At 63.9% G+C, this 1,312-nt stretch carries 1 protein-coding gene; it reads right to left on the bottom strand.

Annotated features, from left to right (window positions below; genetic code table 11):
• Window positions 1-40: 40 nt before the first annotated feature.
• A protein-coding gene (locus tag AC0KXF_RS15135; protein ID WP_473109959.1) for an IS3 family transposase occupies window positions 41-1,275 on the bottom strand; the annotation gives its coding sequence in 2 pieces (ribosomal slippage) (window positions 41-966 and window positions 966-1,275; 1,236 coding nt in all).
• Window positions 1,276-1,312 lie beyond the last annotated feature (37 nt).

Below are 1,312 nucleotides of genomic sequence, written 5' to 3'. Positions count from 1 at the left end.
GGGCCTTGACCCTTGATCGTGGACACGGTGTTACAGGTGGTTATGCCGCCATGGGTAGCGTAGCGGAGGTGTTGGCCTCGTAGACGTTCGGAGCAATGTTGCCAAGCGCGGAGTGCCGCCTTCGAGTGTTGTAGCGGTTCGCCCACCCGAACACGGCCCGGTACGCGGTCGGCGCGTCAGCGAACACCGCCTCGCCGTGGAGGAGTTCGCGTTTGAGCGCAGCGTTGAACGATTCCGCGAGAGCATTGTCGGCGGATGAACCGACCGCGCCCATGGACTGGATCACGCCGAGTTGCTCGCAGAGCTTCCCGTACGCCCTCGATGTGTAGACCGATCCATGGTCTGAGTGGAAGATCGCTCCCCGCAGCGAGCCACGCTCTCCCCAGGCCAGCTTCAGCGCGTCTTCCACGAGCTCGGTGCGCATGTGGTCGGCCATTGCCCACCCGACAAGCTTCCGACTTCCCAGATCGATCACGGTCGCGAGGTAAAGATTCGTGCCGTCAGCAATCGGAAGGTACGTGATGTCGCCCACGTACCGGCAGCCCGGCGCCCCGATCCTGAAGTCTCGGCCGATATGGTCGGGAAACCTGCGCCCGGTTTGGTCCGGGATCGTCGTGCGCACGCGCTTGCGGAGCCGGATCCCGGCAAGCCCGTGCTCGCGCATTACCCGTGCGACACGCTTGTGATTCACGCGCGCGGCATACGGCTGGCCGTCGTTGAGGTCGGCGGTGATCCTCGGCACCCCATAGGCTCGGTCACCACCCTGCGCGGGGTCTTGCAGGGTGCGGATCTTCGCGGCCAGCGCCGCATCCGCTGCAGCACGCTCAGCCCGCCCGCCAGCTGCGGCCACCCAGGCGTAGAACGAGGACCTTCCGATCTCGATCACTTCGCACAACCGCTTCACGCTCCACGCGTCCTTGTGGTCCTCAACGAACTGGAAGCGGTTCACCAGTTCGTCTCCCCGGCGAAATACTTCGCCGCCTGACGGAGGATGTCGCGCTCCTCAGCGAGTTTGCGCGCCTCGGCCCGTGATTTTGCCAGTTCGCTTTCGAGCCTGAGGATCCTTGCCGACTGCGACTCAGGACGCTCAGTGGTTTCAGCCCTGGGGAGTGGATCAGAGCGTTGACCAGTGCCGTATTTCCGCGTCCAGGTCTTCAACGCGCCGCGAGAGATCCCAAGATCGTTCGCGATGCCCTGGAGCGTGGCGCCCGGGGTCGACTCGTACAAGTCGACCGCGCGATGCTTGAAGTCCTCGCTGTAGTTGTTCTTTGCCATCGCTGACATTCTCGCTTTCTCCAGCGCGATGCTGGAT

It is taken from the genome of Leucobacter holotrichiae, from assembly GCF_055791005.1.
Note: the sequence above shows the minus strand (reverse complement) of the source record. Positions and strands in the feature narration are given on the sequence as shown.